This is a genomic window from cf. Phormidesmis sp. LEGE 11477, from assembly GCF_015207105.1.
In the GTDB taxonomy this organism is placed as follows: domain Bacteria; phylum Cyanobacteriota; class Cyanobacteriia; order Phormidesmidales; family Phormidesmidaceae; genus Phormidesmis.
In genome coordinates this window covers 25405-48503 of record NZ_JADEXO010000039.1, presented here as the reverse complement: position 1 = coordinate 48503, position 23099 = coordinate 25405, and the positions used below count along the sequence as shown (strand labels likewise).

General features: G+C 51.6%; 23 protein-coding genes and 1 pseudogene. 13 read left to right on the top strand and 11 right to left on the bottom strand.

Translation table 11 applies throughout. The features are described 5' to 3' along the window. Window positions 1–856: pseudogene (locus IQ256_RS13320) on the bottom strand (AAA family ATPase); the annotation flags it as partial. Window positions 857–1019: 163 nt separating this feature from the next. On the opposite strand from IQ256_RS13320, the gene IQ256_RS13315 reads away from it, so the two are divergent. Beyond that, window positions 1020–1481 carry a nucleotidyltransferase family protein gene (locus IQ256_RS13315; RefSeq protein WP_228024848.1) on the top strand — a complete coding sequence of 154 codons (462 nt, stop codon included), beginning with the start codon at window positions 1020–1022 and terminating at the stop codon, window positions 1479–1481. Here IQ256_RS13315 and IQ256_RS13310 read toward each other — a convergent pair. Together IQ256_RS13310 and IQ256_RS13305 are read right to left on the bottom strand one after the other, a co-directional pair. Continuing rightward, a complete protein-coding gene (locus IQ256_RS13310; protein WP_193856027.1) occupies window positions 1448–3550 on the bottom strand; it encodes an FAD-dependent oxidoreductase in 2103 nt (700 codons plus the stop codon). The genes IQ256_RS13315 and IQ256_RS13310 overlap by 34 nt on opposite strands. A 41-nt stretch (window positions 3551–3591) precedes the next feature. After that, window positions 3592–4692, bottom strand: a complete 1101-nt coding sequence (locus IQ256_RS13305; protein WP_193856026.1) for a PRC-barrel domain-containing protein — start codon at window positions 4690–4692, stop codon at window positions 3592–3594. Window positions 4693–4854: 162 nt separating this feature from the next. Here IQ256_RS13305 and IQ256_RS13300 point away from each other — a divergent pair, with 162 nt between their 5' ends. Further along, the gene (locus tag IQ256_RS13300; RefSeq protein ID WP_193856025.1) at window positions 4855–5745 is read left to right on the top strand and encodes a hypothetical protein; all 891 of its coding nucleotides are present in this window, start codon (window positions 4855–4857) and stop codon (window positions 5743–5745) included. A 103-nt stretch (window positions 5746–5848) separates the two neighbouring features. Here IQ256_RS13300 and IQ256_RS13295 read toward each other — a convergent pair whose 3' ends face one another. Next, window positions 5849–6796 carry a phosphodiester glycosidase family protein gene (locus tag IQ256_RS13295; protein WP_193856024.1) on the bottom strand — a complete coding sequence of 316 codons (948 nt, stop codon included), beginning with the start codon at window positions 6794–6796 and terminating at the stop codon, window positions 5849–5851. 50 nt (window positions 6797–6846) lie between these two features. On the opposite strand from IQ256_RS13295, the gene IQ256_RS13290 reads away from it, so the two are divergent. The 3 genes from IQ256_RS13290 (at window position 6847) to IQ256_RS13280 (ending at window position 8734) form a co-directional block, all read left to right on the top strand. Further along, window positions 6847–7437: a hypothetical protein gene (locus IQ256_RS13290; RefSeq protein ID WP_193856023.1), complete on the top strand. Its 591-nt coding sequence runs from the start codon at window positions 6847–6849 to the stop codon at window positions 7435–7437. Window positions 7438–7728: 291 nt separating this feature from the next. Beyond that, window positions 7729–8028, top strand: a complete 300-nt coding sequence (locus IQ256_RS13285) for a hypothetical protein (RefSeq protein WP_193856022.1) — start codon at window positions 7729–7731, stop codon at window positions 8026–8028. Window positions 8029–8209: 181 nt separating this feature from the next. Beyond that, window positions 8210–8734 (top strand): hypothetical protein, encoded by a 525-nt coding sequence (locus IQ256_RS13280; RefSeq protein WP_228024847.1) that lies wholly within the window; start codon window positions 8210–8212, stop codon window positions 8732–8734. 95 nt (window positions 8735–8829) lie between these two features. On the opposite strand, the gene IQ256_RS13275 is transcribed toward IQ256_RS13280, so the two are convergent. Further along, window positions 8830–9996: a DNA cytosine methyltransferase gene (locus IQ256_RS13275; protein ID WP_193856021.1), complete on the bottom strand. Its 1167-nt coding sequence runs from the start codon at window positions 9994–9996 to the stop codon at window positions 8830–8832. 161 nt (window positions 9997–10157) lie between these two features. On the opposite strand from IQ256_RS13275, the gene IQ256_RS13270 reads away from it, so the two are divergent. Then, a complete protein-coding gene (locus IQ256_RS13270; protein ID WP_193856020.1) occupies window positions 10158–11972 on the top strand; it encodes an NACHT domain-containing NTPase in 1815 nt (604 codons plus the stop codon). A 214-nt stretch (window positions 11973–12186) separates the two neighbouring features. Here IQ256_RS13270 and IQ256_RS13265 read toward each other — a convergent pair whose 3' ends face one another. Together IQ256_RS13265 and IQ256_RS13260 are read right to left on the bottom strand one after the other, a co-directional pair. Next, window positions 12187–12618 carry a hypothetical protein gene (locus tag IQ256_RS13265; protein WP_228024846.1) on the bottom strand — a complete coding sequence of 144 codons (432 nt, stop codon included), beginning with the start codon at window positions 12616–12618 and terminating at the stop codon, window positions 12187–12189. A 94-nt stretch (window positions 12619–12712) separates the two neighbouring features. Then, window positions 12713–12913: a hypothetical protein gene (locus tag IQ256_RS13260; RefSeq protein ID WP_193856018.1), complete on the bottom strand. Its 201-nt coding sequence runs from the start codon at window positions 12911–12913 to the stop codon at window positions 12713–12715. Between the two features lie 431 nt (window positions 12914–13344). Here IQ256_RS13260 and IQ256_RS13255 point away from each other — a divergent pair, with 431 nt between their 5' ends. Continuing rightward, window positions 13345–13626, top strand: coding sequence for a hypothetical protein (locus IQ256_RS13255; RefSeq protein WP_193856017.1), 282 nt, complete (start codon window positions 13345–13347; stop codon window positions 13624–13626). Between the two features lie 57 nt (window positions 13627–13683). On the opposite strand, the gene IQ256_RS13250 is transcribed toward IQ256_RS13255, so the two are convergent. Together IQ256_RS13250 and IQ256_RS13245 are read right to left on the bottom strand one after the other, a co-directional pair. Beyond that, window positions 13684–14175, bottom strand: a complete 492-nt coding sequence (locus IQ256_RS13250; protein WP_193856016.1) for a hypothetical protein — start codon at window positions 14173–14175, stop codon at window positions 13684–13686. Further along, the gene (locus IQ256_RS13245; protein WP_193856015.1) at window positions 14169–14504 is read right to left on the bottom strand and encodes a hypothetical protein; all 336 of its coding nucleotides are present in this window, start codon (window positions 14502–14504) and stop codon (window positions 14169–14171) included. Before IQ256_RS13245 ends, IQ256_RS13250 begins: the two co-directional genes overlap by 7 nt. Window positions 14505–14539: 35 nt before the next feature. Between IQ256_RS13245 and IQ256_RS13240 the strand changes: the two genes are divergently transcribed. After that, on the top strand, window positions 14540–14731 hold the full coding sequence (locus IQ256_RS13240; RefSeq protein WP_193856014.1) for a hypothetical protein: 192 nt from the start codon (window positions 14540–14542) through the stop codon (window positions 14729–14731). A gap of 126 nt (window positions 14732–14857) precedes the next feature. Here IQ256_RS13240 and IQ256_RS13235 read toward each other — a convergent pair whose 3' ends face one another. Continuing rightward, on the bottom strand, window positions 14858–16486 hold the full coding sequence (locus IQ256_RS13235) for a hypothetical protein (protein ID WP_193856013.1): 1629 nt from the start codon (window positions 16484–16486) through the stop codon (window positions 14858–14860). A 139-nt stretch (window positions 16487–16625) separates the two neighbouring features. Continuing rightward, window positions 16626–17051: an AbrB family transcriptional regulator gene (locus IQ256_RS13230; protein WP_193856012.1), complete on the bottom strand. Its 426-nt coding sequence runs from the start codon at window positions 17049–17051 to the stop codon at window positions 16626–16628. A 421-nt stretch (window positions 17052–17472) separates the two neighbouring features. Between IQ256_RS13230 and IQ256_RS13225 the strand changes: the two genes are divergently transcribed. From IQ256_RS13225 to sppA, 5 genes are all read left to right on the top strand, one after another. Continuing rightward, the gene (locus tag IQ256_RS13225; RefSeq protein WP_193856011.1) at window positions 17473–17946 is read left to right on the top strand and encodes an Rrf2 family transcriptional regulator; all 474 of its coding nucleotides are present in this window, start codon (window positions 17473–17475) and stop codon (window positions 17944–17946) included. An 11-nt stretch (window positions 17947–17957) separates the two neighbouring features. After that, window positions 17958–19040, top strand: coding sequence for an adenosylcobinamide-phosphate synthase CbiB (gene cbiB, locus IQ256_RS13220; protein ID WP_370623440.1), 1083 nt, complete (start codon window positions 17958–17960; stop codon window positions 19038–19040). Between the two features lie 182 nt (window positions 19041–19222). Beyond that, the gene (gene pyrR / locus IQ256_RS13215; RefSeq protein WP_193856010.1) at window positions 19223–19759 is read left to right on the top strand and encodes a bifunctional pyr operon transcriptional regulator/uracil phosphoribosyltransferase PyrR; all 537 of its coding nucleotides are present in this window, start codon (window positions 19223–19225) and stop codon (window positions 19757–19759) included. A gap of 86 nt (window positions 19760–19845) precedes the next feature. Further along, window positions 19846–20988, top strand: a complete 1143-nt coding sequence (gene fni, locus IQ256_RS13210) for a type 2 isopentenyl-diphosphate Delta-isomerase (RefSeq protein WP_370623439.1) — start codon at window positions 19846–19848, stop codon at window positions 20986–20988. A gap of 259 nt (window positions 20989–21247) precedes the next feature. Then, window positions 21248–23095, top strand: a complete 1848-nt coding sequence (gene sppA / locus IQ256_RS13205; protein ID WP_193856009.1) for a signal peptide peptidase SppA — start codon at window positions 21248–21250, stop codon at window positions 23093–23095. Window positions 23096–23099: the final 4 nt, after the last annotated feature.

The window sequence follows — 23099 nt, the reverse complement described above, 5'->3', positions numbered from 1 at the left end:
GGTGCCAATGGTGGGCGATCGCCTTCGCAGTCAAAGACTTGCCTGTGCCTTGGATGCCGACTAGCATCAGCCCCCGAGGATGAGGCAATCCATATTGCCGGGCGCGTTCAGAAAAAGCACCGCCGCGTTTGAGTAGCCAGTCTTTGAGATTATCCAGACCACCGATATCAGAGATCCTTTCGCTGGCTGGATAGAACTCTAGGATTTGAGTCTGACGGATGGTTTGTTGTTTCTCTTCTAGAATCAAGTCAATATCACTGGGCTCGAAGCTGCCGTGGGCGGCAATGCCCCTGGCTAAAACGCGGCGGATGCGCTCCATCGCTAGCCCCTGACAGGAGCGAACCAGCTCGTCGGTATCGCGCGGGGAAAGGTTGCTGCCAGTCGTCGAAAGCAGGCGTTCAACTTCGGTGCGGATTTCGCTGGGGCTGGGTAAGGGAAACTCTAGGACGGTGATGATGCTGCTGAGTTCACTTGGAATCGTGAGTTCAGCAGAAAGAATAATGATGTTCTTGGGCTGGGATCTCAGCAGCTTTAGCAGGTTGCGGAGCTTGCGAGAGATGGCGATGTCTTCTAAGAAACGGTGAAAATCTCGTAGGACGAAGATCGCGGCGGCTGAGCTGGGAATTTTCTCGATTAGCTCTAGCGCTTGCAGGGGATTGCGTCTGCCAAAGCCAGCATCGGTAGGGTTGCCCTGATAGCCATCTACATAGTCCCAGGTATAGACAGCGCGGCTGCCGCCAATCTCTTGGGCGCACTCGGCTACGGCGCTTTCTGCCCGCTCTTCTTCTCGGGTGGGAATGTAAATCAAAGGGTAGCGCGATCGCACCAACAAACTCAGCTCATCTTTAAAACCCATGTCGGCTTCTGGTTAGCTCCGCTGCATCAGCCTCTAAATAATAAGCCTTTGCCGATCCAGGAGATATTATCGAGGTCTATATTCCTAATTGAGGCATCAACCATCATTTGGGCTAGCTCATAATCAAAGCTACAAAGGCATGAGAGTCACATATGATCTATCTATGGCAATACCGATAGCACAGCTTTATGAACGATTAGGAGTTTCTGCTGAGAAGCTTCAAAATTTTTGTGAGGAAAAGCCCATCGATGAACTGGCTTTCTTTGGCTCTGTCTTGCGTGCAGATTTTCGTGAAGATAGTGATATCGATATCTTAGTTGTACTAGATACCGACTGTCAGATCGGGCTATTAGAGTTTTTCTCTCTAGAGGAGCAGTTCTCCGAACTATTTCAGCGAGATGTAGATCTTTTAGAGCGAGGCCCTATTGAAAAGGACTACAACTGGATTCGTCGTCGTGAGATACTAAATACTGTGCAGGTTATTTATGAATCGCTTTGCTACCGCAGCAGTAAGCTGAATCATGCAGTCATATCGCTTTCTTTTGAGCTAGCGTCGAAGCTATCGAAGTCAATAGTAGGGGCTTCTCGTTTTTATATCTCCAGTCGGTGCTTCAACAGCGCGTAGAATGCGCGTGATAGCTCTCGCCGACTCAGCGGCGTATTATCTGGTGCCAGTCGCTCAAAGGCTTGATCAAACGCATCTGGCACCGACGCTTTGATCAAGTAAGAGAGCTGCCTTCTCGTAATCGGGGTATCTGGAGAAAAGCGACCTCTGCCAACGCCTGCAATCATCCCCTGTGCCTTTAGCGTTTCAATATTGCTGTATGCCCAGTGCTGACCGGGCTGTACATCGCTAAAGCTAGGCTGAGGTGGAATCACTTTTTCTAAGCCTAATAAACTGACTAGCGCCGTTGCTACCACGGCCCGAGTCACATTCGCATAGGGCCGAAAGTGCAAATTATTTGCGTTCTCACTGCGGATAATGCCTGTGGTCGCCATTACCTGAATCGCTTCAAAATCCGGGTCATCGTGGGCTACGTCATCAAACCAAAACAGCGGTACGCCATTGCGAGCCATGAACCCTTGAAGCTTTCGCAGCAGCGGCGTAGCTTCAACGATTCGGCGCGGACTTTCGCCAGTCCAGGCGGCAAATACGGCCAAAAATCCGCTGGCTTCACCAATCGCCCATTCCATCGGGTGCATCCGATAGGCGGCGTTGGTGATGTGGGTGGTGCCAATGCTTTTGGCCGATAAGACCAGGCCGTCTATGGTCATGGGAACGAGGGCGGTGGCTGGCAGAGAAAAGGGCAGCGCGATCACGTCTTTGCCTTTGGGGGTGATGTGGCCTTCGACGAGGTTGCCGTGCAGGTCGAGGTAGTGGTACTGGCCGATGCCGAGGCTGTCGTTAAAGTTGCGGGCACGAGCCTGGTTGGGGAAAAAGGCTTCGGCGACATCTTCGTGGCGGATGGTGGTGATGGCAATGCCGCGTCTGGCCTCGCGGATGTAGGGTTCTAGAGCGATGCCGTCTGGGGTCCAGGTGAAATCGCCTCGGGTTTTGAGATCTTTGACGCCGTGGGTTTGTAGATAGTAGATGTATGCCTGGGCGCGATCGCGTGCCCGCTGCACAATTTCTTTTCTTTCCTGACGGCTAATTCCAATCAAGTGTCCTCGCCGAAAGTCATTTCCACAGCATTCACCTTTGTATGGATGCGCTGAAGTGCCCCAGTTAATCGCCGCCACATCGCCGATGCTGACGATCTTTTCATGACTCTTTCGCCTTAGCACCCGTCGATAGCGAAAAATACCAAACGGATCAAAAAAGTCACGTTTCGACCACCTGCCGCCTCGGTAAATCCAGTAGACGCTGGTGAAATCATTGGAATTTAGCCACGGTTCTTTGTCATAGCCCAGCGGAGCTGCTAGCCGCTTTCCCTGTCCTGGCGCAGTGTGCTCTACCATCACGTTGAAGGTAAATGACTGCTGACAGGCCGGAATCGCCTGCTCGGGCAAAATCGCTTCACCGGTATCAGTCCTAGCCTCTTGGCCTACCCGCGAGGGAAAATTGCCCAGCTCTAGCAGGTCGCCAAAGTCGGTGGCTTCTACCGTTACCGATGCCATGACGGTAAAAGGTTCACCCGTTTTCAGGTTTTGGAATTTGACACCTGTGACGCGAGAACGGCCTGCTTCTGGCATCTGCGTCACCAGCACCTCTGTGGGCTCGCTCTCCACCACCAGCCGCAGCTTGCCACTTTCTAGGTATGGAATTAGCGGCTCATTCAGCGCCGTTGCGGCCACCACAGGTGTTGTCGTCATCTCGCATACCCAGGCCCCGCCCGGATTATTTTGCACTCTCCCCATCACCGGCTGAAGCTGCCTTTGCCGTTCGCGAAACCATCGCTGGCTTCTCGAAATCGCAAACTGCTCGCCGTCTACCCGGCTAAAGCTAGCCTTTTGCTTGAGCAGATCGCCATCGTCCGAAGCCGGCAGTCCTTGCGCCGTGAACTGTCCGCCCACTAACTTTTGTGGCTGCACTAGGCACACCTCTACATTCATTCGCAAAGCGGTCAGCGCTGCAGTGTAGGCCGCCGTCGAGCCGCCAACGACCAAAATCCGGCAGTTCAGCGTTTGATCAGCAGTCGGCTGGGTAAACGCTGCTGGCGTCAGCACGCCATCTCTCTGACTTATTCTGCTCACAGCGACTCTTCCTTGATGTCCGTAACAGCATCGTGCTGTTATCAAGTATCCCCGCTGCTGGTCTCATCTTCTTCCCAGACTTCAAAAGACTCTACATCAATCGGATCGCCTGCTAGATCAGCGCTTTGAGGATTGAGTTTGTCGAATGTCTTGCCCAACGCTCGCCCGAATGCCGTCTTACCCAGCTTCTTTTCTAGTCCTCTGTTGCCAATCTGCGTTCTAGCTTGCTCTCTAACTCGCTCTTGGGCTCTCTGAAGCTGCTGCTTCATCTGCGCTGTCTTTTCCTGAAGCTGTTCTGTGATTTCAGGCAATTCTTCTCTGTTCTCTCTTTCGCTTTCACTACCTTCGGTAAACCGCTTGGCCTGCTCTCGCACCCTTTCACCCACCTGTCCGGCCAGAGACTGGCCTTTTTGCAGCAGTTCGCCAAAATCTGTCGGTATTTCTGGGAGCTGTTCTGGTTTCCAGTTCGATTTCAACGGTTCTGCCGCTTGCTTTGGCGGCAGGGTTAGCAATTGATGATAGGGCTGCGATCGCGCTGCATCTTCTTCAGCAATCATCATCCGCTTACGCCCCGCGCTAATGATCGTCCGAGGCTCAATCGCATAGACACTTGCGGCAACGCTACTCAGCGACTCGTCGTCTTCGCCTATCGCTTCATCGTCTGCTGTCTCTAGATCAAGCGTCGCCGTCTCATCAGCGGGTTTGGCCGTCGCTTTCTTGGCCGCTTCCGCCTCTGCCGCGTCTTCCTCCACCTTCAAAGCAAACAAATACTGCTCAACTTGCCCACTGCCTTGGTCGAAGCAGATATCGACCACTCGCCCGATCAAATCGCCGCCATCGGTCCATACTTCTAGGTTGGTCATATCTTGCGCCGCTGACAGCCTAGACTCTACCGCTTCCCTGATCTCCGACTGCACCACAATCCGATCCTTGCCAATCTTCACAAGCTGCGCCCAGTCCAAATGCTGTCGCCGTCCGATTAGACCTAGCGCCTTATGGGGCGTCTTGTAGGTGAGGCCAACCACCTTCGCCTGCTGCACATTCACCAGCAGATGCTCTACCACACCCACTTCTTCAGTCGTTTCGTACGCCATCATGCCGCGCCCGACGAGTTCACCTTGACGAATAATTGCTGCCTCCACCGTGCTCACCTCTAGAATTTTGCTTTGTAGGTCGTCTTTAGTTTAGCGACACCAAGCCCAAGCCCATTCGACACCTTACGACCTAACGATATCCGTGAAGGGAACGGTATTCTAGACAGAATAGGAATAGCGTCTGATACTAACTTATTGCTTGTGTTTGTCATGACTGAGAACCAAAAAGTCACACTTGCTGGCGTGCCTGCACTCATTCGATCACCTAAAACCGATATCGGAAATGCACCTCTCATCGTGCTATGGCATGGCTATGGCCCCCCTAGTTCTGAGCAAGCGCTGGCTGAACTTTTGCCTTTAGATGATGTCCCAGCTTGGAAGGTTTATCCCACGCTGCCGATGTTTGGGGACCGGCTGCCGGAGGGCGGTATAGATGAGATCATGCGGCGTCAAATGTCGGATTATGTGCTCGAGCTGTTGCTGCCAACAGTAGAACGAGCAGTGGCAGAGTTACCGCAAGTCACTGCTGGGGTTGAGCGCCAGTTTGGTGCTGATATCAGTAGCATTGGGCTATTTGGATTTTCTGCTGGAGCCGCTACGGTTACTCATGCACTTCTAGATGGATCGGTAAAGGTTCGTGCCGCAGTGCTGGCCGGGGCACCTGCCAGTCTGGATATGGCCGTGTCAAACTTTGAAAAAGGATCTCAGATTCATGCTGACTATCTCCGTGAGAACTACGACTGGTTCAAAGATGAAATGCTGACGTACTCGTGGAGCGACACCTCAAAGACAGCGCGATCGCGGTTTGATCTTGGTGGAAGGTCTAGTGAACTACTGCTTGCAGACATACCGCCCGCTGTATTGCTAACACACGGGGAGCAAGATGAGATGTATTCAGTGGCGAAGATACGAGCCCTAGGAGATACGCTTCGCGCAACATACGAAACAAATGGCATAGCTGAGCGAACTGATGTGCAGACATTTCCACACATCGCGCATCATCTAGATCCTACAGCGGCAGATGAGACAGAGGTAGAGGCTGAGCTTTCGGCGTTTCGAGAGATCGTGTCAGCATGGTACCAGCAGCATCTCTTCCACTAAAAAGGTCTGATTAGATTTGGCTGCAGATTTAGGCTTGCACCATTCTATCGGTCTAATTTTTAACAATGTCTATAACAGCCGTCCTCCCACATTGGATTCTGTTTCAATCGGACCGAAGCGGATTGGCAAAGAAGCCTAAATGGTTTGCAACAGGTCTCTCATTCCCAGGAATCTTTGCGTGAATGATGCCGTTGATGACATCAGGATCATCGTCGGATTCAATAGCTAATGTTGTAGATCCGCCCCCATCTAGCTGCACCGCACTCTGCGCCCCTAGCGCCTGCAAGAAATCCGCCACCTCTGGGCGAGTCATTCCTTCACTATAAAGCGGCTGCTTACCGTCTACTAGCAGCAGCCAAAGCGTTGTTCCTGCCGCGTCCAAAGCCGCAACGCAAACCGGATAGAACTTGTAGAAAGTTTCAGAGTCTTGCGGCGGACGAGTCTCTAAGTTCAGTCGCAACCCCGCAACGGCCTGCCTGGTATCTGATGGACAAACGCCGTCATCTCGAATTTCTGCGCGTCCGCCCAGAAAGCAAAGGGCCGGATAGTTTTGGTTTCCTGGTGACACTATCTCACCCTCAGAAATTGCTAAGCCGATTAGGTTGCCAGGCTCGCCTTCGCGAGGGCTGTACTGCCAAGGCGTTGTTTCAGCAAAAGGATTGAAGAAGTTAGCGTTGACTGCTAGCTGTAGTCCATACATTTCTAAGAAGCTAGAAGTCTTTTGAGCAATGGTTTCATATTGTTGAACAGATTCATATTGTTGGATAGACGAGCTGGTCGGCTCTTCAGCAGCCTCTAGACTAGCGGCGTCTATACCGGGTGTGACAAAAGGAACAATTCCTGATGCGGCTAGATCGATCTCTAGTAAATGGATGAGCTGCGGGCGAGGTTGCTGCCGGACGTAGCGGCTATAGGTGATACCTTCAAACAAAGGCTGACGGTTGATCGGCTCACGTTTGGGCCGGGTCATGACCCAGTAACCATACAGGGCCAGCGGCAGCAACAACCCTATCCAGATGAAAACCTCTTTCCACTTTTGAGAACGGGGCATAACGGCTTGTATCCTAAAGGCTGCCTAGAGACTGACTATAGCTTTCTATCATGACAACTCGTTCTACAATTCGTCGGCCAGCAAAGCTCATATTAACTGCAGGGTTAGGGTTTGTTGTACTCTATGCCTTTCATGCGCTGAGCGTGCTGACATTCGCGGCGATTGGGCAGATACCGGGTACGCCTAACGGGACGAAAGGGCTAGTGCTATCTGGTGTTTTGGCGATCGCATCTACTACCGTTTGCTTCCAAAGTCTAACCAGCCGACAGTCACTTTACCGAGGGTTAGGGACTCTCAGCAGCGCCGCGTCTGGGGCAATTTTGGGCGTATTCGTGGCGAGTCAACTAAGTGGACAGCAAATTACTTGGGTCGTACTGGGGCTGATGGCTGGCTGTTGTTGCTTTGGGTCTATGGCTTTCTGGGCTTATGGCGGGCAAGAAGAGGATATCCGGCGGCTAGTGGGGAGTGCGATCGCGCTGGTCAATGGACTCTGTGCCTATGCCTTAGCTTTTGGGCTGAGTGCTTGGTTTTTTGGCGCGATCGCAGCCAAATCTTGGCTACTTGCCAGCATGTTTGGTATAGCGACCCTATTGTCTCTGTTTGCAGCCCGCCGCTCTTTAGCCATTTGCGAATCGAAGTAGCTATCCTGAATGTTATGCGTTTGTCAAGCAGCTCAAATCTAGTCCCGGCAAAGTACTCGACGCAGGTTCTATAGCTAGACGTTTGCTCAGCCGTATCAGGCGACAAAACTGACGGCCTTGCTGTGGAAGCAATCATACGTAGGGCTACCTGTAGAGAAGTGCCGACTGAACCAACCCTTTCAGGCATGGCGTCTCAATACGTTTGTATCATGATCTGAGGACTAATTTAGAGCGTATGCTACTCTCTAGTGTCATTCACTTTGCTGAAGTAACAGTAATGGAGACAGATTGATGCAGAACGCGGTTAAAGCAGTCTCGGCTCGTGTGAAAGATGGCCAGCTAGAAGTCGTCTTCAGTACAGGGATGAGAAGCCTATGGCCGATCAGCAGCTTACAGTTTGCTAAGCGGATTAACGGAGTCCTCACTAATTTCTACCCTAGCGAGGAAGAACTCGTAGAGGTTGAAGTCTGGCCTAGTGGTGAAGTCATCGAATTTCCCAGAGTGGATCAGGCATTCCAAGTCTCAGCGCTGATGCGGGGCGAAGTTGGAAACGCGGAGTGGACGAGAAGTTTGACTGTGAGCGTTGCTTGAAGAGACCGTCAGACCTGCATCAGCACGTTGGATAGTACTCGAAGTCCAAGTAGTTGGCGTCATTGAGCTACGCTAGAAAATTGCACTGAAGTATTCAGTCATCCAGCGAAAAAGCTCGATATTAGGAGAGTTGTGTGCAGGAGACAGGCACTGCTTATACTAACGCTTAGACTTTCCTAGAGTGTCTGTGTTTCGCATCAACCCTTCAGCAGCTTATTCATTCTATAAACAGTTCATCCTTGACTACAGCCAGGATAAGTCAGCCATCTATGAACAGTATGGCTTCACGTTACAGGGTAGCGTTGGCTCTAAGGACTGGGAGGTCTTTGCCGCTATTCTGATGGGCGATCGCGCTAGCCCTGGTGATGGTGCTGACTTAGAAAACTTCGAAGTCAAGTCAGCGCTCATCGGCAACAGTTTTGAGTATCAATATCATCGCAATCGAGGGCTAGAGAAGCTCCAAAACGAACGCGCAGTCGATCACCTATTCGTGGTTAGAAGCAGCACCTACAAAGATGTCGAGGTTTGGCTTGTAGAACGTAGTGAGCTGATAGCGACTTTTGATAGGTGGCTACCAGAGCTTCAAGAGAATTATCGCGCTGCGTCTCGTCAGCGATTTCGACGTTCTGTCACTTACAGATTTGTCGTGTCACAGGGTACTAAGCTGATGGAGATCAGGAATGGCGCTTTGATTGAGCCGGTATAGCCTGTACCGGATGCATTCGGTACAGGCGCGTCATTTGACCCGTTAGAACACAATGCTTTCAGCCTGAAAGCTGTACCTCAGTCAAGTGACAAAAGCTATAGAAGCGTAGCAGCCAGAGGGTTCAATATGTTCTCGCCTATCCAGGTAACCACGGGAACGCATACAGCATCGCCGAAGCCTGTCAGCGCCTGGTTTATGTTCTTCGGTAGAGGATAGTCGTCTGGAACCCCTTGGAGCCGTGCATATTCTCGTGGGGTCATCATCCGCATTCTAATACCGTCAGGTCCTACTCTGACTAGCATTTGGCGACTGCTTCCGCCTCGCGCTGTCCGTAGGCATCCGGCGATATTGTCCTTGCGAAGTTCTGCTCGCTGCTGGCCGCTACGAACACGGCGATACATCGTGCGATAGGAATAGCCACAGCGTTGTTGTAGTTCGTCAATATGAGCGATGTTGATAGCACTCATCATCTGTAGATGACGCTCTACTTCTGAAGCTGCCCACCATCGCTCATCGACTTCTGATATATCTTCAACAATGCTATCTAGCGGCCTCGCTAGTCCATCAGGCAGTGGAGGAATGTTCAAAAAGTTCCACAGCAGGTCTTGGTTAGAAGCGATCGCTCGGTCTAACGATTTTGTCTTTAGAGACGTTGGCCTTCGCGCCAGTGTCAGCAAGTCATCACTAGGCTCAGCAGTTTGTACACCCACTACAAACACCCTCAGTCTGCTCTGCGGCACGAAACGAGCTGCGTCTACAGCAAAGACATCGCAAGCATAGCCAAGTCGGTTAAGTGCTTCTATCGTGAGCCGAAAGTCTTTCCCCTGATTTGATGTCAACCAGCCACCGACGTTCTCAAGCATCACTAAAGGCGGTCTGCTTTGTTGACGCTTGAGAGCTTCAATGAACCCCCAGAAAGCGCTTGAGTGATGACCACTCAGGCCGTTTTGATTGCCTGCTAAGGAAAGATCGATGCAGGGGAAAGAGGCTGTTGCCAGTAGAGAGGGCGGGACATTCGCCTGGCAGAGATCGAACACATTTTCGAGAGTGTAGTGATCCTCAGCTTCCTGGAAATAGGCAGCGTACATATCAAACTTCTCACGCGCCCAGTCATTGGCGAAAATGATGTTCCAGCCTGCTCTTTCTAGACCTAGCCGCACCAGGCCAATCCCGGCAAAGTACTCAGCACAAGTTCTATAGCTAGACGTTTGGCCAACCGTATCAGAAGATAAAACTGACGGCCTTGCTGTGGAAGCAAGCATAAGCAGGGCTACCTGTAGAGAAGTGCTGGCTGAACCGACCCTTTCAGAAATGGTGTCTCAATACGTTTGTATCATGATTTGAGGACTAATTTAGAACATATGCTACTCTCTAGTGTTATTCACTTTGCCGAAGTACCAGTAACGCTTAAGAAGGAACGCTCATGCCTCTATTTGAAAGTGCGATTGGCGGTATTGCTGTTTCTGTATTTGACCAGGCTATCAATGCAGGAAAGTATGCGGCGAAGGAGATTAGGGGTGCCTATAGCGAAACTCAACATGCACAGTGCGTCATTGAAGCCTCTGATGCGTACATAGAGAACTACATCAAATGGCAGTGCAAGATAAAGATCATGCCGGGGCTGATGAAAGAGCCTCTAGATCTAGAGAAGATCTACACAACTGTCAATCTGCTGGATGATGAGAGCCGTCGGGCTTTCGTTGGATTAGAAGAGCTAGAGGATGGGTATCGGACTCAGGGGCGACGAAGCTTTGGGGCCAGCGAGGCGAAACGACTCAAGGGTATGGACGTTGCTAACGCCAAGCAGTTTCTGATGGTGCTGGGCGGACCGGGTATTGGTAAGTCTACTTTTTTACGAAAGGTTGGTTTAGAAGCGCTGAAGAAAGACGGTCAGATTCATCAGGAGTGTATCCCTGTATTTCTAGAACTCAGGAAGTTTCGAGAAGAGCAGATTGATATCAAACAGAGGATTGTTCAAGAATTTGACAAGTACAAGTTTCCGGCGGCTGAAGCTTTGGTGGAGTCTGCTTTGGAGCAGGGGAAGCTGTTGGTGCTGTTCGATGGATTAGATGAGGTCGCTTCGCAGAATCTCGATCATGTGATTGAACAGATTGAGGATTTTGTCGATAGGTACGACAATAATCGCTTTGTGTCGTCTTGTCGAATTGCGGCCTATCGCAGTAGCTTTCGTCGATTCACGGATGTGACGATTGCCGAATTTGATGATGAACAGATTAAGCAGTTTATCGATCGGTGGTTTGGGTCCGCAGAAGATGAAGATTTGGGGACGGCTGATAAGTATCGCGAGCTACTGTTTGAAGACAAACACGAGGCGGCAAAAGAGCTGGCTCAGACGCCGCTGTTGCTGACGTTTCTGTGTTTGGTTTATGATCGGGAACAGACGCTGCCGAGCAAGCGCAGTGTGCTTTACGAACGGGCACTGAATATCATTTTGCATGAATGGTCTGCTCAAAAGCGTTTGAAGCCAGACCCAATCTATGAAGGCTTTCATCCAGAGTTAGAGAAGCTGATGCTGGCAAAGATTGCCTACGACAGCTTTGTACAAGACCAGCTCTTTTTCTCTAAAGCTGTTGTGACTGAGAGAATTGCGGTGTTTCTATCGGACACGCTGGATGCGCCAGGGTATCTGAATGCTGATGAGGTTTTGACAGCTATTGAAGTACAGCAAGGCATCTTGGTGGAGCGGGCAACGGATGCCTACTCGTTCTCTCATTTGACCCTTCAGGAATACTTGACAGCGCTACATATCGTAGAAGAGCAGAAAGAGAGAGAGTTGGTTGACGAGCATCTGACAGATGAGAGATGGCGTGAGGTCTTCTTGCTAGTGTCTGGTTTGATGTCGAACCGATCGATTCAGCTTTTTACAGCAATTGATTGGAAGACGCGAGCTTATATTGCTCCGTATCCAAGGCTTCAGAAGTTGGTGATATGGGCGGCAGTGAATAATGCGGGGTCTTCGGAATTGTCTCAACGAGCGGCTATGCTTGCGATCTCCATCGACATCGCCAGAACCAGAGCCATCGACAGCGACAGCGACAGCGACAGAGCCATCGACAGCAACAGCGACAGAGCCAGGGCCATTGACATCGCCAGAGCTAGAGCCATCGACAGCGCTATCGACAGAGCTATCGCCATCGACAAAGCTATCGCCATCGACAGCGCCAAAGCCAGCGCCAAAGCCAGCGCCAAAGCCAGCGCCAAAGTCATCATTCTTTAAATACTCGAGTCTTCAATCTAATTGCAGGTGACCTTTCAGCCTATAAAAGTCGCCTGCCTGCTGTTGATGATTTATCCGAAGCATGGCGAGTATGGGCAGATCAGCTTCAGCGTATTTGGCTAGAAGCGTTAGAGCTTAGCGCTGATGATGTTAGTTTCTCCTACAAAGAATCAAAGGCGCTTCAAAACTATCTCTATGTTAACGAGCTACTGATTCAGTGCAAGGAGGCTGCAATCCGCGTTTCTCGCAGTGAATGGGAGATGCTAGAGCGGCGGCTATTGACAATGGACGACGGCACAACATCGGCTGATGCATAGCGCCCCTTCGAGTAGGAAACCTCAATCACATCGCCGGGACAACTCTCCTCCCAGGGAGGAGTACCCGAAGGGGGAGGTGGGTCCGGTGTATGACGCGCGTTGCCGGACCCACCCCGGCCTACGGCCACCCCTCCCCGGAGGGGATTTACTTCGGGCGGTGCTGCTGAAAGTGTTAGCTCACAAGCATCTCGGGCAGTCAGCTTGACCAAATTTCTCTCAGTCACCAACGGGACCTGCTCAGTCGCACTCGGGAACCTTTCCGCACCATAGGGGAATCGTTGAGTCACCAACGGGACTTGCTCAGTCGCACTCTGCAATCGTTCAGTCATCAACTGTACTTTATCAGTCGCAGTCTGCATCAATTCCGCTTTATGCCAGCGCCATTCCCATCTGCACATTTAGGGAAAGCCTTTAGAATGCATTTCACTCCCACAGTCGAAGCTCTTCTTCAGGCAGAGGCTCAAAAAAGGCGTCATCCACAGAGCCTTCAATGAGACCTGGTTTTCTAGGTTGCTGAGGTTCTTTGTCCAGCCCCAAACGAAAGTCGTGAATCAGGTCGTAGATTTCGGCTAGCTTATCTTCAGGAATCTTTTGCAACTCTTGCATGATTTTTTGAATCCACATAGTTTCTATTCTGTTCCGTTGCCAATCAGAATAGCTTGGAACAGTCTTCGACTCACCGCACTTGACTCATCGCAAAAATCAGCCTACCTTCAATAGCTAAGGTGTGATGCCTATCACGCCTATTTTTCAGAACTCACTTGACTCAAGCGCCATCGGTAGGTGTTCCCGCACCCACCGACGGCTAGGCTGACAAACTGAATCAGGCAGTCTGCGAGCTTAAGGGTCACTGTACCTTAGCGCTCCGATTTGCACTACACTTTGCGGCGTCGCTGAGGTCAACAACTTTATGCGGATGCATTCGTATAAAGTTACGCCACATCGCCGAGACAGTCTATAGATATTCGCCAGTATTGTTGTGGTAAACGATGTGGCCCAATGTTAGAAGTTCTGGTTTCCTAGTTCACTTGTCTTAATTCGGAGACCAGACACTCATGTTTATCCCTTCTAACCAGGACGCCCATGCGTCCACTGCTTCGGCTGCGAGCACTTCCCCGTCAGCCGTCATTCCTTCATCCACGTTGTCACTACCGCAGGGGCAGGTTCGCCATCTGCTGCTCGGCCCACCGAGCGCTGTACACAGCACCATTTTACTACTGCACAAGCTGGGCTACGCTGGGCCGAATGACTGGAGCCGGGCGATCGCAATGGGCAAGCCGAATGAAGTCATGGCGATTTTGACCAAGCGAGTAAGCGTGAGCGCATCGCCTGAGTGAGTCCCTCGCCTGACTAGACAGAAGCAGCCTCTGCCTGGCTAACCGCACCGCCTGAAGTCAATCCTCTCTGGAGCGGTAGGACCCCGCGTCGTCGTATGGCGCTAGGGAATGCCTACCAAGACAGAGGTGGCCCGTTAGAGCTTTCAAGGTTTTATGGCGAATGTCTTCGTATTGGCCAATCTTGCTTGTCCATTCGCCATTCGCTAACTGTCTGGCGACGTGCTTTGGTGTCTGATAGGCATCACCGTAGATAGCGATTTTTAGAAAGCCAGCTTCCCTTGATGAGCTATCACATATCTCATAGCCAACAGTTTCAAACGCAGCAACAAAAGCCGATAGCGTTTCTTCTCGCAGAACACCTTCGGGCCAGTATTCTTGACCCATCGCATCTGGCCACCACCATTCTTCTTCTATCTCAACTGCCCAAGCAACGCAGTTATAGTCGATGGTATCTGGACTCGTCATGGTGTAGCCTTCGTCGGCTAACTCAGGAAATTGTTGCTCTAAGTGCTCTTTGGCGTAAGCATTCCAATCGCTGTTGCCTACCATTGATAGCCTTGCTGCTTTCCCCAAGCTAACCAAGCATCAGTCATTTTCTTAGTCTTGCCGCGATCGCCCTTAGGAACTGGATCTTCTCTAGTGATTGACTTCAAAGCCCAAAACCACCGCCCCGATTTTCTTTCGACTTCTCTTAATAGCAAGGGCACCACAGGTTGTCCTAATCCAATAATCTGCTGATAGGCCGGATGCATTGCGATGCGCTGAGTGGATGACTCCAAGCGAGTTTCCGATAGTACTTTTTGCGCTAGACGGTTGAAAAGACGCTCTAGATCATTCGGATCATATTTCAATAAATTCGAGGGAATAGTGGCTGTCATAGAGTTGGCCGTGATGACTTGCTGATCTTTATTGTATGGCGTTCGTCAATTTGCTTTGTACGGCAAGGGTTTCACCGCTAGAAGATGTGCGAAAGCAGAGTAGCGAACGCTATATTTATAGCAATGCGCGGATGCATACTCTACTCTTCGAGAACGCCAGAGGCGAACGAGAAGGCACTAGCGAAGCCATGCCGAAGGCTATAGCCTACGTGCAATTGTCTTGGTAGGCGTTCCCTAGCGCCGCAAAGCGACGCGGGTTCCTACCGCTGCTATGCACTTTGCATTGTCTGACAAGAGCTGTAGCCTTTCGTGGTGTAGTGAGCAAAGTGGGGAAAGCGATACAACAGACAGAGTCACTCTCTCGGCTTCTCGCCCGACGCTCTCACCGACATGACTTTGCGTAGAAGATCGAACCAAAAGCTAGCGCCCATCGATAGCGCCAGCGCCGTAATTCCCCAGCCGACTAGCCGGCGAGGAATCACGGGAACGGGCCAACTGTCTTCTGCAATTTGCTGCGCTCTAAAGATTTTCTGGGTGCGGCCAATCGGCAGCGGATAGTCGGCCAGGCTTTCTTCCACGGCGAGGCCAACCGAGCGCAGATCGCCTCTTAGCTCGCTGACGAGGGTGTCGGATAGATCGTCAATGCCTTGCTCTGCAGCTAGGGCTTCGGCACTTTCAAGGCTGCCAATATCTAGCTGGTCGGCGGTTTGCACGATGCTGCTGCGAACGGCCTGGTTGGTGCTAAGCCGATTGAACATGTAGAGCGTGTCGGCGTTGAGGATGAATGCGATCGCCAATCCCACCATCAGCCCTACCCCTTTGACATTGCGCCGATAGACGCCCGCTGCTCTTTCCATACCGTTGTCAAACCAGGTTTCGACTTCGGTTTGCAGTTGCTGCAGCTCTGTGCCAACGGCATCGACTCTGGTCTCAGCCCTAGTTGCCAGGGTAGCAAGACTCTCTTGCAACTGGGGCGGGATCACTTCTTCCTGTAGCTTTTCGAGGGCGTTACGGATCGCGCCGCCTTCCTTTTGGGCCAGGGCGACTAGCTCAGCATAGGTCGGTGAATTAGGATTGAGCAAATCGGTCAGGTCGGCTAGGCTAGGACGCAGTTTGGCCAACAGCAGCTCATTGGTCTCGGCATGGCCGCTTAGACCCATCCGCAGATAGCGAATTCGACTGAGAAACGTCTGAATCATCTCAGCATTTGCGCCTAGATCGGCTAGAGAGGCATTGGCCGCCCTGGTTTCAAATGCCTGCAGCTCGTAGAGCACCTGGTCTACGGCAGCATCGAGGGGGAGGCGACGGGCCGTGAGTTCGACGGCGATCTGATTGACCGACTGCTCGAAGTAGACGAGCTCGGCGTCCATCAGGTCTTCTTTTTGCAGGCGGGCGCGGAGCTCGTTCACGATGTTGTGCAGCGGGCCGATGACTTCGTCTTCTAAAAAGGTGCTGAAACGCGATCGCATCAGAATCTGCTGAAAGTCTTTTAGCTTCAGGCGGTCGATTAGGCTGGTGGCAAAGGCTTCGGATGGAATATAAGACGGGCCGCTGGTGCGATCGCCAAACACATTGCGGCTAAACGTAACCGTGCGATAGGCAGCACCCACCCCATGCAAAATCCGGCGCAATATAGCAGCGCCTCTACCCTGGGCCTCGTAGTTGAGATTTTCAATCAGTGGACTGCCATAGAGCTTATCTGCCAAGACTCTAGCTGCCTCTCGATTGTCCTCTGGCGGCGCACTCTTAGTATGCGGCACGCTGTCACCTGCCAAAAGCTGTTCGATCGAGCGCTTGAGATGTTCGGCGCGCCACTGAAACAAGGCGCTAAGGATTTCTTGAATCTCACTGGCAACCAGGCTCAAGGTCAGATAGATAAAGATCAGTCCAACCGCAATTTCTAAAACAATCGGCAGGCTCATAGCAAAGACGTTAGGTAGGTACTTTTGGTAGGGCGTTTTAAAGGCGAATAGACTCAACAAAGCGCGCAACCGTAAAAGGAGCGCAATAGTTTTCTATTCGTCTGAACCGTATCACAAGAGCCTATTTATGCATCATTTATGCATCGTCAAGTTATGTATCGCCCGGTGAGGCATCGATCGAGCCTCTAAAAGATGAGTATCACTCGTCGCTCTCATCGTATGGTCCATCTGTATGATCGTCATGATCGTTCGATTGACCAATCTGCTTTAGCTTGATGTGTTTGCGCCCCAGGGAAATTTCAAACTCATCGCCGGGCTGCAATCCCATCTGTTTGGTATAGGCAGAGCCGATCAGCAAATTGCCGTTAGATTGAACAGTAATGCGGTAGCTAGCACTGCGTCCGCCTCTACCTGTTCCGGGCTGAGTACTGTCAATTTGAATGCCTTCAGCTTCAATCAGCGCATTCAGAAACTTCATCATGTTCACGCGGGTTACGCCACTTTTTGTAATTGTGTAGTAACCACAGGTTTTAGCTTTTTCTTCTCTTGATAGATGCTCTAGTTCTTTTACCTTTTTAAGCAGTGCTTTCCCTGTAAGCGCTTCTGTCTCTGGATTGCTGACCATATTCTCTGTGTCTGACTCTCTAAGCGAATAAATGAAGATTGCAAGTAATAAACTCCGCTGCACTCATAAAAGCACGCGGTCTTTTCCCAAATTTGCTGCTTAAAGCTACCTAAGAAAACGATTCTCGTAGAATAGGCCGCAGCAACGTTTCGCTTTTATCGATTCTTAGTCTTATAATTTTGACCTTACTTATGAAACCATATTTTAAGGCGGGTGTAAATGTTACGAATAACCCACTGTATCTACCGATGAAAGGATAAAGCTAACCTATCGATCAAGGGATAAAATATCCTAATAACTACACCCTGTAGCTGTCGCAGAAACCATCTCTTTCTTGCTTTATAGAAAACCCGATTTTAGTCATAAAACGCCTTCTGAAGATTTGACTTGTGGGTATGTCTTTCTAATGTGATCTATGCCGATGAAACTGACTACCCGAGGCCATTACAGTGTCAAAGCTATGCTGGATCTAAGCCTGCAGCCAGTGGGGTCGCTCTCTTCGGTGCGGCAGATTGCCGAGCGACAGCAGTTACCCGCCCCCTATCTAGAAAAGCTGTTAATCGAGCTGAGGCGATCGCACCTAATCAATTCTGTACGCGGCGCGCAAGGCGGCTATCGGCTGGCTAAACCCGCTGCCCAGATCTCCCTCGGCCAGATCCTCGAAGCCGTGGGTGAATCAGCCAGTGCTATGACCGCAGTGACGAGCGCAATGACAGCCGGCAGATCTAAGAGTTCAACGCCGCTTCAAGCTGAAGACTGGGTGACTTCGATGCTGTGGAATCGGCTCAATCAAAAGATTCAAGAGGCGTTTCATAGCATTAGCCTAGAGGATCTTTATTACGATGCTAGGAGCTGGCAAGCGGCTCAAGGTGAGGGAGCTAGCTTTGTTGTTTGAGTTCTTTTAAAGTGAGTGCTTTCCTATTGAGCCCGCCGCTGAGCCTGTTTGATTTGCAGATTTTAGGGTTTGATCTGCCGCTGTCTAATTCTCTTTCGTTTAGTTCTTCTTTGCTTGGATCGTCCGAGGGGCATACCCGGCAGGCCGCCTTATTGATCGCCGCCGCCGGATTGGACTTTGTTGTAGGCGATCCTTGGAGCTGGCCCCATCCTGTACAGGCTATCGGCAAAGTCGTCGATATCTATGCCAAAGCCATTTTGAAGCGGGGCTGGTCGCTATTAGGGCTACGGCTAGCGGGGGTAGGGCTAGCTATTTTAGTAATCGGTGGAACGGGCGGGTTGAGCTGGCTGGGGCTAAGGCTATTGGCGAGTGGCTGGCCAGCGATCGCCTGGGCAGTCGAAGTGGTTTTGCTGGCGAGCTGTTTTGCCGGGCGCAGTCTCAGGCAGGCAGCAGCAGATGTCTTGACACCGTTAGAAAGCAGCGACATCGAAAGTGCGCGGCAGCGGCTAGCGCTGTATGTGGGGCGAGATACGCAGCAGCTATCGGCCCCTGAGATCTATCGGGCCATTTTAGAAACCGTAAGCGAAAATGCCATTGACGGTGTACTAGCCCCTTTGTTTTTTGCCATTCTGGGTGCTTTGGTAGGCGCTAGCGCGCCGCTGGCACTGGCTTATAAGGCGGCCAGCACGCTCGACTCTATGGTGGGCTACAAAGAAGCTCCCTATACCGATCTAGGCTGGTTTAGCGCCCGGTTAGAAGACGGCTTGACCTGGCTACCCTGCCGCATTAGCGTGCTAGCCGTCGCGCTACTGTCGGGGCGATCGCGGCAGGTTTTACAGATCTGTCGGCGAGATGCACCGACAGACCCTAGCCCCAACGCAGGCTGGAGCGAGTGTGCATACGCCGCTGCCCTAGGCGTTCAACTGGGTGGTGACAATACCTATAGAGGTCAAATCAAGCGCAAGCCGCTGCTAGGCAATCCGAATCGGGCGATCGCAGTCGATGTGATTAAACAAGCGCTCAAACTAACCCGCTATGCCTTTCTACTAGGACTGACCTTAGGCGTTTTAATGCTGCTAATTACTTTCGAGTGATTACCCTCAAACATGCGCCATGAAGTAGGTAAATATTATCTACTGATCAGAAGCTGATACGATGATTGACTTACGGTAGAAGTCCTATAGAAAACCGTTTTTAGAGATTATTTTCTCAGGGACTCAGTGTTACTTTCGCAACTGATTTTTCTCAACGCTGTTGATCTTTAAAGGTGGAACTGATGGCTCAGAAAGTAGTTGATATTTTATCTGCTGAAGAGTTGCGCCGGACACTGAACCGCTTGGCCTCAGAAATCGTGGAGCGATCTGGCGATTTGAGCAGCCTGGTGCTGCTAGGCATTCATACTCGCGGGGTGCCGCTGGCCAATGCCTTGACGGAGCAGATCGCGCGGCTAGAAGAGGTTGCGGTACCCGTCGGCGCGCTAGATATCACCTTCTACCGAGATGATCTAGACCAAATTGGCGTACGGGCTCCGGCAAAGACAGTAATCCCTTTTGATCTGACCGATAAGACGGTGGTGCTAGTCGACGATGTCATCTACAGCGGACGGACGGTGCGAGCAGCCTTGAACGCAGTCCATGACTATGGCAGGCCAGCGGCAGTGCGCCTAGCGGTGCTAATTGATAGAGGCCATCGCCAGGTGCCTATCCATCCTGACTTTGTCGGTAAGCAACTGCCGACCTCTAGCGATGAATCGGTACGGGTGCTGCTAGTCTCGATCGACGGACGGGACGCAGTGGAATTAAGCCGGTCATGAGGATGGGATTAAGTTATGTGCGATCGCCCGGCGGCTGGGTGGCAGCATCCTAAAATACTCCAAACCGTTTCGTTAGCCCTTTTCCCGTGAGCTCATCTTCTGTCAATGCCGATGCTCCCACCCTGGTCGAGCAGCCTGTTCAACCAACCAGTCAGTCAGTCAGTCAGCAAACTCAGGGAAGAAAAGCAGATCATCTACGGATTTGCCTAGACGAAGATGTTCAAAGCCACCGGATTACCAATGGCTTTGAGCGCTATCGGTTTACGCACTGCTGTTTGCCAGAGCTGAACCGGGACGAGATTGATTTGGGCTCAACGTTTTTGGGCAAGGCGATCGCGACGCCGCTGTTGATTTCCTCCATGACAGGTGGCACAGAGCAGGCCCAGATAATCAACCAGCGGTTAGCTAAAACAGCGCAGCGGTTTGGGCTGGCTATGGGCGTCGGCTCGCAGCGGGTAGCCGTTGAAAATCCAGCGCTGACGCCAACCTTTTCGGTGCGGCAGTATGCGCCAGATGCCCTGCTATTTGCCAACTTAGGCGCAGTGCAGTTGAACTATGACTACGGCATAGAGCAGTGCCAGAAAGCAGTCGATGCGCTAGAAGCAGACGCGCTAATCTTGCATCTAAACCCGCTGCAAGAGGCAGTGCAGACTGAGGGCGACGTGAATTTCAAGGGGCTGTTTACTAAGATTGAGCGGCTCGCAAAGATGCTACCAGTGCCAGTCGTAGCCAAGGAAGTGGGCAACGGGATTTCGGCGTCAATGGCCCGGCGACTCATTGACGCTGGCGTTGCTGCTATCGATGTAGCGGGCGCGGGCGGAACGTCTTGGGCCAGAGTCGAAAGCGAACGGGCCCAAGACGCTAAGCAGCGGCGACTAGGTAATACGTTTGCCGACTGGGGTATTCCGACGGCAGAGTGCCTAACCAGTATTCGATCGGAATTTAAGACGAGGATATCATCGGATTCGAGCGAATTACAGGCTACAGTACCTTTGATTGCTTCGGGCGGGCTGCGGAATGGACTAGATGCGGCCAAGGCGATCGCACTAGGGGCAGATTTGGTCGGCATGGCGCTGCCGTTCTTGCAGGCGGCAAGTCAGTCGGAGGCGGCACTCGCAGAGCTAAGCGAGGCGCTGATTGCTGAGCTGACGACGGTTCTATTCTGCACGGGGAGTGAGTCGCTGCGGGCACTGCGCCAGCCAGGAGTGATTACAAGCAGGCCATTATAGATGTTCTGAATGCGGGTTCGTATCTGTGCGGATATAGCCTGTGGTGAAGATAACCTTGTCTGAACTAACCCTTGTCTGAATTGACCTTGGCTGAACACTGGTCACAGTTGAGGCGAGGGTTCGAGGCAAGAGTTGTTTAAATCAACTGGATTAGTTTCGCTAAGATTGAGCCGATGGGTTTAAACTATTAGACCCAATAGAAACGGGTTGAATTGAGACCTAACGATATATTTGCTGTCTTTGGCGAGCCGGACGACCCATGCGAGATTTTTTTAAGATTGCGGCTGCTAGTGCCGTAGGAACTTTGGTGGGCCTCTTTAGCCTGGTATTACTGCTAGGAATAGGGGCGTTTGGACTAGTGAGCGTGCTACTAGTGTCGAATTCATCTGAGCCAGAGGCAGAGATTGAAGATCGCTCGGTGCTGGTCTTTGACCTAAGCACGGATATTGTCGATGGCGCTATCTCTGCAAGCGGCGGACTGTTTGATGAGTCTTTTTATGGGGGGTCGCCTTCGATCTCTTTGTACGATGCGCTGCAGGCGATTGATGCTGCTGCCGAAGACGACAGAATCTCAGGCATTTACCTCACTGGAACGCCTACAGAAGGGCTCGCTACGCTCAGGGAAATACGTGCGGCTTTAAAGGACTTCAAGGCATCGGGCAAGCCGATCTTGGCCTATAGCACCGGGCTGCAAGAGCGCGACTATTACATGAGCTCGGTAGCAGATGATTTGTTGCTAGCGCCAGTTGGCTTGCTAGAGATCAATGGCTTTCGCGCTGAGACGCAGTTTTTAGGAAATGCGCTGAAGAAATATGGCGTTGGCGTTCAGGTGGTTCGCGCTGGTCGATACAAGTCGGCGGTAGAGCCATTTATCCGCTCGCAAAGCAGCCCCGAAGAAAAGCAGCAGACTGAAGTATTAGTCACCAGCCTGTGGCAAGACTATCTAGATACCGTCACCGATGAGCGGCAGGTCACGCCCGCCCAGATGCAGACCTTCGCGGATCAAGTGGGCTTGATTGAGCCGGAGCAGGCGCTCGAATCTGGGTTAGTCGATCGGCTAGGCTTTTACACCGAGATGCTAAGCGAGCTTAAAAAGCTGGCAGGTGAGGCCGATGAGGCCAGCGAGGATGCTTCAGCAGAAAGCTGGGCCGAGGCGGACGAGCCAGAATTTGCCAATGTGACTTTGAGTGACTATGCGCGCACCGTGGCTAGAGACCGCGATTTTGGTGAGGATGATGCGATCGCCCTAGTCTATGCCCAAGGCGATATCATCGTTGGCGAAGGCTCGATACCGGGTGCAATCACCTCAGAAGGACTGTCTGCGACGCTACGAGATATGCGCGAAGACGATGACATCAAAGCAGTGGTGCTGCGGGTGAATAGTCCGGGCGGCAGTGCGACAGCCTCTGAAATCATCGCGGATGAAGTGAGGCTGCTAGCAGAAGAAAAGCCGCTGATCGTCTCAATGGGCGATTACGCCGCCTCGGGTGGATACATGATTGCCGCCCCAGGCGCGAAGATTCTCGCTTCTCCTACCACGATTACTGGCTCTATCGGCGTGTATGGACTGCTGTTGAACTTTCAAGAAATTGCCAACGAAAACGGCATCACCTGGGACGGCGTCAAAACCGCGCAGCTAGCGGGCATGCAAACGGTGAGTCGGCCTAAAACAGAATCCGAGCTAAAAGTGCAGCAGGACTATGTAGATACGCTCTACAATCGGTTTACGGGCATTGTGGCGGACGGACGAGGTATCTCTTTAGAGCGAGTTGCTCAGGTGGCTCAAGGCCGAGTATGGGCCGGGGAAGAAGCCGTTCGAGCGAACCTAGTCGATCAGCTAGGGGGATTAAATGATGCGATCGCACTCGCTGCTGAAACCGCCGAGATAGAAGAATTCAAAGTAGAAGAATATCCTCGTCTTCCTTCGTTGGAAGAGCAGCTACTCGATAGTTTGTTCGGTGCAGAAATGATCACTCGTTTACCGTGGAACAAAGATCCGCTAACCGATCAAATCTTGAAACTACGAGAAGACTTCAAGCTGCTAGAACGCTTGAACGATCCGAGCAATATGTATATGCGCCTGCCTTTTACAACAGAAATTGAATAGAGGC

Excerpts from the sequence above, each read along its gene's own strand:
- IQ256_RS13315 (WP_228024848.1), top strand. The coding sequence starts at position 1,020 with ATGGCAATACCGATAGCACAGCTTTATGAACGATTAGGAGTTTCTGCT.
- IQ256_RS13300 (WP_193856025.1), top strand. The coding sequence starts at position 4,855 with ATGACTGAGAACCAAAAAGTCACACTTGCTGGCGTGCCTGCACTCATT.
- IQ256_RS13295 (WP_193856024.1), bottom strand. The coding sequence starts at position 6,796 with ATGCCCCGTTCTCAAAAGTGGAAAGAGGTTTTCATCTGGATAGGGTTG.
- IQ256_RS13290 (WP_193856023.1), top strand. The coding sequence starts at position 6,847 with ATGACAACTCGTTCTACAATTCGTCGGCCAGCAAAGCTCATATTAACT.
- IQ256_RS13285 (WP_193856022.1), top strand. The coding sequence starts at position 7,729 with ATGCAGAACGCGGTTAAAGCAGTCTCGGCTCGTGTGAAAGATGGCCAG.
- IQ256_RS13275 (WP_193856021.1), bottom strand. The coding sequence starts at position 9,996 with ATGCTTGCTTCCACAGCAAGGCCGTCAGTTTTATCTTCTGATACGGTT.
- IQ256_RS13270 (WP_193856020.1), top strand. The coding sequence starts at position 10,158 with ATGCCTCTATTTGAAAGTGCGATTGGCGGTATTGCTGTTTCTGTATTT.
- IQ256_RS13265 (WP_228024846.1), bottom strand. The coding sequence starts at position 12,618 with ATGACTGAACGATTGCAGAGTGCGACTGAGCAAGTCCCGTTGGTGACT.
- IQ256_RS13260 (WP_193856018.1), bottom strand. The coding sequence starts at position 12,913 with ATGTGGATTCAAAAAATCATGCAAGAGTTGCAAAAGATTCCTGAAGAT.
- IQ256_RS13255 (WP_193856017.1), top strand. The coding sequence starts at position 13,345 with ATGTTTATCCCTTCTAACCAGGACGCCCATGCGTCCACTGCTTCGGCT.
- IQ256_RS13250 (WP_193856016.1), bottom strand. The coding sequence starts at position 14,175 with ATGGTAGGCAACAGCGATTGGAATGCTTACGCCAAAGAGCACTTAGAG.
- IQ256_RS13245 (WP_193856015.1), bottom strand. The coding sequence starts at position 14,504 with ATGACAGCCACTATTCCCTCGAATTTATTGAAATATGATCCGAATGAT.
- IQ256_RS13240 (WP_193856014.1), top strand. The coding sequence starts at position 14,540 with ATGGCGTTCGTCAATTTGCTTTGTACGGCAAGGGTTTCACCGCTAGAA.
- IQ256_RS13230 (WP_193856012.1), bottom strand. The coding sequence starts at position 17,051 with ATGGTCAGCAATCCAGAGACAGAAGCGCTTACAGGGAAAGCACTGCTT.
- IQ256_RS13225 (WP_193856011.1), top strand. The coding sequence starts at position 17,473 with ATGAAACTGACTACCCGAGGCCATTACAGTGTCAAAGCTATGCTGGAT.
- pyrR (WP_193856010.1), top strand. The coding sequence starts at position 19,223 with ATGGCTCAGAAAGTAGTTGATATTTTATCTGCTGAAGAGTTGCGCCGG.
- sppA (WP_193856009.1), top strand. The coding sequence starts at position 21,248 with ATGCGAGATTTTTTTAAGATTGCGGCTGCTAGTGCCGTAGGAACTTTG.